At 64.2% G+C, this 6,524-nt stretch carries 6 protein-coding genes; all 6 read right to left on the bottom strand.

What is annotated here, in order from left to right:
- Positions 1-153: 153 nt before the first annotated feature.
- Positions 154-1,776 (bottom strand): hypothetical protein, encoded by a 1,623-nt coding sequence (locus tag Q0K23_RS03625; protein ID WP_294517968.1) that lies wholly within the window; start codon positions 1,774-1,776, stop codon positions 154-156.
- Entirely contained in the window at positions 1,769-2,482 is a 714-nt protein-coding gene (locus tag Q0K23_RS03630; RefSeq protein WP_294517970.1) for an ATP-binding cassette domain-containing protein, read from the bottom strand. The genes Q0K23_RS03625 and Q0K23_RS03630 overlap by 8 nt, the downstream gene beginning before the upstream one ends.
- 43 nt (positions 2,483-2,525) lie before the next feature.
- Positions 2,526-2,963, bottom strand: a complete 438-nt coding sequence (locus Q0K23_RS03635) for a hypothetical protein (protein WP_294517972.1) — start codon at positions 2,961-2,963, stop codon at positions 2,526-2,528.
- Positions 2,941-3,147 carry a helix-turn-helix transcriptional regulator gene (locus tag Q0K23_RS03640; RefSeq protein WP_294517974.1) on the bottom strand — a complete coding sequence of 69 codons (207 nt, stop codon included), beginning with the start codon at positions 3,145-3,147 and terminating at the stop codon, positions 2,941-2,943. The genes Q0K23_RS03635 and Q0K23_RS03640 overlap by 23 nt, the downstream gene beginning before the upstream one ends.
- Positions 3,148-3,309: 162 nt before the next feature.
- On the bottom strand, positions 3,310-3,720 hold the full coding sequence (locus Q0K23_RS03645; RefSeq protein WP_294517976.1) for a hypothetical protein: 411 nt from the start codon (positions 3,718-3,720) through the stop codon (positions 3,310-3,312).
- Between the two features lie 131 nt (positions 3,721-3,851).
- The coding region (gene ileS, locus Q0K23_RS03650) for an isoleucine--tRNA ligase (protein WP_294517978.1) at positions 3,852-6,524 on the bottom strand (2,673 nt) is incomplete at its 5' end.

Below are 6,524 nucleotides of genomic sequence, written 5' to 3' on the forward strand. Positions count from 1 at the left end.
TTCAACATAAAGGAAGTATTAAATTTTCATTTAACTTTTCCCCTGAAAACTCAAAATTTCGACCTTGGAAAGGGTTTTTGTCCTCTGTCCGGCCGCGAAAAATGTCCCCGCCGCCCGAAACGGGCGGCGGGGACGGATCATCTGACGGCAGGCTCATTTGATGCGGAAGGTCTTCTCCGCCCGGTTCCACACCACGGCCAGGGCCACGGCGCTGTACGCGACGGTGCACGCCACCACCGCCAGGGTGAATACCCCGGTGGGCTGCTTGACCTGGAGGCACATCCAGCACACAAAGTAGACCACCCAGTTGAGGATGCCGAAGAAGGGGTTTTTCACCGCCAGCTGGGCGGTGTAGGGCTGGAAGATGTAGTAGAGGAACAGGGGGTGGACCGAGAAGAACACGGCCAGGCTGAGCACCGCCAGGCAGAACAGGGCCAGAGCGCCGCTCAGAGGCGCCCCCGCGGCCAGGGTGACGGCGGCGGCGCCTACGCAGATGGCGGCGGCCACCAGCAGGTTGCGCCTGGCCACCTGGCCCAGCCGGATGGTGAAGTTGCGCAGAAGCACCTTCCGCTCCCGGTACCAGCCGTACCGGAGAAGGGAGATGTCGCAGTTGTAGAACATGGCCTTGCAGATGCGCTGGCCCAGGGTGTTGCAGATGAGATACATGATGAACACAAAGATGGGCAGGAACCGGGTGGGGAACTCGGCCATGAGCCCGGTCATGGTGTCCGGGGCGAAGAGCACGCCGCCCAGCCCCACCAGCACTGCCGCGGCCACAATGCCCAGGGCGTACTTCACCGGCCGGTTCAGCAGCCGCCGGTGGCGCAGGAAGAACAGGCCGTTGAGGTAGGCGTACCCCTTCAGGGCGGCGATGCGGCCCCCGGCGTCCTCCGCCCGCAGGTCGGATTCCTTCATCTGCACATCCCGGAAGGCAGCCTGGGCGGCGTTCTGCTTGGCGGCGGCGGTGGACACGTTCTCCGCCCGGCAGGTTTTCCACACCAGGGCCTGATAGTGGGGATAACGGAGGAGCCAGATGCCCGCCCAGGCCCCGCAACCCACCGACGCGATGTACACCGCCGGGTTGAAGAGGAACCGCTCCATGGGCAGGGGGGTGGGCAGCAGCAGGGTGGCGTAGGCCCCGCCCAGGGCCGTCACGGTGACGGCCGCGATGTACCAGAAGCTCTTGCCCGGCTGCTTCTCCCAGCGGTCCCACACCCACACGTGGAACAGCTCGCCGATGCACCGGAAGGCGGCCAGCTGCACGGTGAGCAGCAGCCCCGCCCACCAGCCGGGGCCAAGCAGGGCGGCGAACACAATCAGGGCCGGGGTGAAGGTCACAAAGGACTGGAGGTGCTCCCGCCCGGCGGTGGCCGCCAGGCTGGCCCGGGCGCTCATGCCCATCTGTCGCACGCAGGTGTACTTCACCAGGCTGGCGGTGAGGATGTTGGACTGGAGGAAGGCCCCACCGATAAAGCTGAGAAAGAACAGGGCTGTGAGGAAGCTGAGCCACAGCGTCTCGGGCTGGACCTCCTCCCCCAGGAACAGCGTGGCGGGCAGCAGGCAGCAGAGGAACAGGTAGATGAACTTTCCGGCAAAGGCGGCGATGAGCTTCAGCACCTCCACCACGGCCATGAGCCGCTGCTTGCCTGCCGAGGCGGCGTACACCCGGTCGGGGAACAGGCGGCGGATGAGGGGGATCTTCTTGAGCCAGAAGAGGAAGCGGTTGCAGCTCATGGCCGACTGCACCCGGAACACATTCCGCATGTCCTTAATCATGGCGGTCCTCTTCTTTCAGCAGCTCCACCACCCGGTTCTCGAACTCAGGCGTGTGAATGATGGCCGGGTCCACCTCCTCCAGCACGCCGTGGTGGAGGAGGACGATCTCGTCGCACAGATCGGCGGCCAGCTGGAGGATGTGGGTGGAGAAGAGGATGATGTGGTCCTCCTTCATCTCGATGAGCAGGTCCTTCATCTCCTTGGCGGCCACCACGTCGAAGGAGGTGAGGGGCTCGTCCAGCAGGATGACCGGCGGCCGGGCGATGAGGAAGCAGAGCATCTGCATCTTGTTCTTCATGCCGTGGGAGTAGTCCTTCATCAGGCGGCAGCGGTCCTCGGCGTCAATGCCCACCAGGTCCAGCCAGTCGTCGGGAGTGCGGCCGGTGGGGTCCTTGCCGGCGTTGATCTCCTGGAAGAACTTCACGAACTCCCAGCCCGTCAGGAACTCGGGCACCACCGGCGTGGACAGCACATAGCCCACGTCCCCCTCGGCCAGGGGGCGGCGCGCTCCGTCCCCGTCCTCCACGCAGAAGGCGCCGCCGTCGGGCGGGAACTCCCCGGCCAGACAGTTCATCAGGGTGGTCTTGCCCGCGCCGTTGCGGCCCAGCAGGCCGTAGATCCGGCCCTGCTGGAAGGAGAAGGACGCGTCCTTGAGCACCTGCTTCTCCCCAAAATGCTTTTCGATCCCTTCCAAGATGAGCTTCATACGTCTCTCTCTTTCCGCCGCCTTCCCGGGCGGCTGTCTCTTGTTACAGCTCCTTCTGGAGCCTGACCAGCTGGTACATGTAGATCACGAAATGGGCCAGGTAGGCCAGCATCACCACAACCATCACCGCCATGGGCACGTCCATCACCAGCAGAATGACCCACTGGATGATAAAGATGGGGGTGGTGGCCAGCATAACACGGTGAGCGGCAATGCCCCGGATCAGCTGGTTGCGCTCGTCCTTCTCCTCCCGCTCCGCCGTCCTGCGGGCCTTTTCGTTGCGGCGGTAGTGCCGGGCAAAGAGGGCCTTGACCGTCAGCAGGCCGCCCAGGGCGCCCCCTGCGCCGGACAGCAGGCCGCCTGCCAGCGGGGGCAGCTTCACACCCAGATTGTCCCCCACCAGCACCAGCAGCACGGCCAGCCAGCTCACCGCCGCGCCGATCCAGTACAGCACTTCCTTATTCCTCTCCCTGTTCTTCATAGAGAAAGACCTCCTCAATGGTGGTGTGAAACAGCCGGGCGATTTTGAAGGCCAGCAGGATGGACGGGTTGTACCGCCCGTTCTCCAGGGAGCCCACCGTCTGCCGGGACACCTCCAGCGCCTCGGCCAGCTCCTCCTGGGTCATACCTCTGGCCTTGCGCAGCTCCTCCAGCCGGTTTTTCACGCTTTCGCCCCCTCCAAAATGGAAAGTTCACTTTCCGTCCTGTGGCCCCAGTATAGTCCCGCCGCCCTATTTTGTCAAGTTAACTTTCCATTAAAATTGTCTTTACAAAAGAACAGGACAGCGGGTGCCGCGGCACCCGCTGTCCTGAGACAGAGGCATCATTCATACAGGCAGCGCTCCGGCCACCCGCTCCCGCCTAAAGTCATACAGCACGCCGTCCTGGGCCACATAATAGGCGACAGGCCCGGCATAGTACTTCTGCGCGTCCGGGTAGTCCCGGTAGGGGTTGGACTCGCCCCCCTCCAGGCAGATCAGGGTGGCCCGCTCCATAATCAGGTACCCCCGGGGAGAGAGCACCAGGATATGGGACGCCTCACCCCGCAGGTTATATAGCAGCTCCATGGAGGCGGCCTCTCCCATGTCCCGCATCTCCAGCGCAGCGGCCGCCTTGTCCCGCTCAACTCCGGTTATGGCCGGGCCGCCTTCTGGCTCTCTCACGGTGGCTGTGGCGCACAACAGCAGTCCGGCCAGGATGCACAGGGCCGCCAGCCTGTGGCCGGTTCTTCGTCTCATATCCACACCCCCTTTTTCAATTCCATTATAGCAAAATAGGGGACGGATTTCACCTCTTACTGCTGCTTTTTGTCCAAAAAACAGGCGCCCGCATGGTGCGGGCGCCTGTTTGGCGGTGTTATGAGAATTTCTTACTGCTCCGCTTTCACAACAGCGGCGCAGCGGGGGCAGAGCTCGGGGTGGTCGTGGTCCTCGCCCACGTGCTCGTTGTACATCCAGCAGCGGGCGCACTTGGCGCCGGAGGCCTGCTCCACCTGGACGGTCAGGCCGGGGACGGCCTCGCCCTTGTAGCCCTCGCCGGAGCCGATGACGGCGTCCACGTGGGAGACGATGCAGATGGTCTCCAGGTCGTGGGTGTCGAAGCCGCCCAGGGGGCCCTTCCACAGAGCCTGGGCCTCGTCGCCGTCAAAGTACAATGTGACGGCGGCCTCCAGGCTCTTGCCGATGCGCTTCTCGCCGCGGGCGATCTCCAGGGCCTTGTTCACGTCGGTGCGCAGGGCCATGGCGGCCTCCCAGCGCTCCGCGTCGGCCTGGGGCAGGGACAGGGCCTCGTCGAAGTCGGGCATCTCGTTGAAGAGGACGCACTCGGCGTCGGCGGTCTTGTCGTGGGGCATGGCCTGCCAGATCTCCTCGCTGGTGAAGGCCAGGATGGGGGCCACCAGACGGGTCATGCCGTCCAGAATCCGGTACAGGGCGGTCTGGGCGGAGCGGCGGCCGGCCTCGTCGCCGCAGTAGAGGCGGTCCTTGATGATGTCGAAGTAGAAGTTGGACAGGTCCACCACGCAGAAGTTGTACAGGCTGCGGTAGACGCCGTGGAACTCGTACTTGTTATAGAAGCTGCGCACGGTGCGGGCGAGCTCATTGAGGCGGGACAGGGCCCACTTGTCCAGATCCATCAGGTCGGCGTAGGCCACGGCGTCGGTGTCCGGGTCAAAGCCGTTCAGGCTGCCCAGCATGTAGCGGGCGGTGTTGCGGATCTTCAGGTAGGCGTCGGACAGCTGCTTCATGATCTCCTTGGAGATGCGCATGTCCTGGGTGTAGTCGGCGGAGGCCACCCACAGGCGGAGCAGGTCGGCGCCGTAGTCCTTGATGACCTCGTCGGGGGACACGGCGTTGCCCAGGGACTTGTGCATGGCCTTGCCCTCGCCGTCCACGGTCCAGCCGTGGGTGGTGATCTGCTTGTAGGGGGCGATGCCGTTGACGGCGATGGAGGTGAGCATGGAGGACTGGAACCAGCCGCGGTACTGGTCGCCGCCCTCCAGGTACAGGTCGGCGGGGTACTTCAGGTAGGGACGCTCGGCGGCCACGGCGGCCCAAGTGGAGCCGGAGTCGAACCACACGTCCATGATGTCGGTCTCCTTGGAGAAGTGGGCCTTGCCGCACTTGGGGCACACGAAGCCCTCGGGCAGCAGGTCCTTGGCCTCCCGCTCGAACCACACGTTGGAGCCGTGCTCCCGGAAGAGCTCGGCCACGTGGGCGATGGTCTCGGGGGTGACGATGTCGGCGCCGCAGTCGTCGCAGTAGAAGATGGGGATGGGCACGCCCCACACGCGCTGACGGCTGATGCACCAGTCGTTGCGCTCGGAGATCATGGAGATCATGCGCTCCTTGCCCCACTCAGGCTTCCACTGGATGGAGTCGCAGGCCTTGACGGCGGCGTCCTTGATGGCGTCCACGGAGCAGAACCACTGCTCGGTGGCCCGGTAGATGATGGGGTTCTTGCAGCGCCAGCAGTGGGGGTAGGAGTGGGTGATCTTCTCCTTGGCCACCAGGAAGCCCTCTTTCTCCAGGTCCTCCACCACCATGTCGTTGCCCTTGGCGTAGAACTGGCCGTTGTAGCGGTCATCGGTCATGACGCCCTTGGCGTTGACAGGCACGGGGACGCCGATGTGGGTCAGGCCGGCCTTGTCGTACTGCTGGCAGATCTGGAAGTCCTCGGCGCCGAAGCCGGGGGCGGTGTGGACACAGCCGGAGCCGGCGTCCAGGGTGACGTGGTCGCCGTTGAGGATGACGGACTCCCGGTCGAACAGGGGGTGGGTGGCGGTCATCAGCTCGAACTCGCTGCCCTTCAGGGTGGCCAGCACCTTGCAGGCGTCGTAGTCGATGTGGGCGGCCTTGCACACACTCTCGGCCAGGTCCTTGGCCAGGATATACACCTCGCCGGCGGGCACCTGGAGGAGCACGTAGTCGAAGTCGGCGTTGAGGCAGATGGCGAAGTTGCCGGGGATGGTCCAGGGGGTGGTGGTCCAGATCACGAAGTAGGTCTTGCTGAGGTCGGTGTACTGGCCCAGCTTGCCCTTGTCGTCCCGGACGGGGAACTTGACGAAGATGGTGGTACAGGGGTCGTCGGCGTACTCGATCTCGGCCTCGGCCAGAGCGGTCTGGTCGTGGGGGCACCAGTACACGGGCTTCATGCCCTTGTAGATGAGGCCCTTCTCGGCCATCTTGCCAAAGACCTCGATCTGCTTGGCCTCAAACTCGGGCAGCAGGGTGATATAGGGGTTCTCCCACTCGCCCAGCACGCCCAGGCGCTGGAACTGGCTGGTCATCTTGGCGATATAGCTCTCGGCGTACTCCTTGCACTTGGTGCGGAACTGGGCGGTGGTCATCTCGTCCCGCTTCACCTTCTTGTCCTTGAGGACGGCGGACTCGATGGGCAGGCCGTGGGTGTCCCAGCCGGGCACGTAGGGGGCGCACCAGCCGGTCATGTTCCGGTGCTTGACGATCATATCCTTGAGGATCTTGTTCAGGGCGGTGCCGATGTGGATGTTGCCGTTGGCGTAGGGAGGGCCGTCGTGGAGGAC

This window comes from uncultured Pseudoflavonifractor sp. (assembly GCF_944387275.1).
Lineage (GTDB): Bacteria > Bacillota > Clostridia > Oscillospirales > Oscillospiraceae > Pseudoflavonifractor > Pseudoflavonifractor intestinihominis.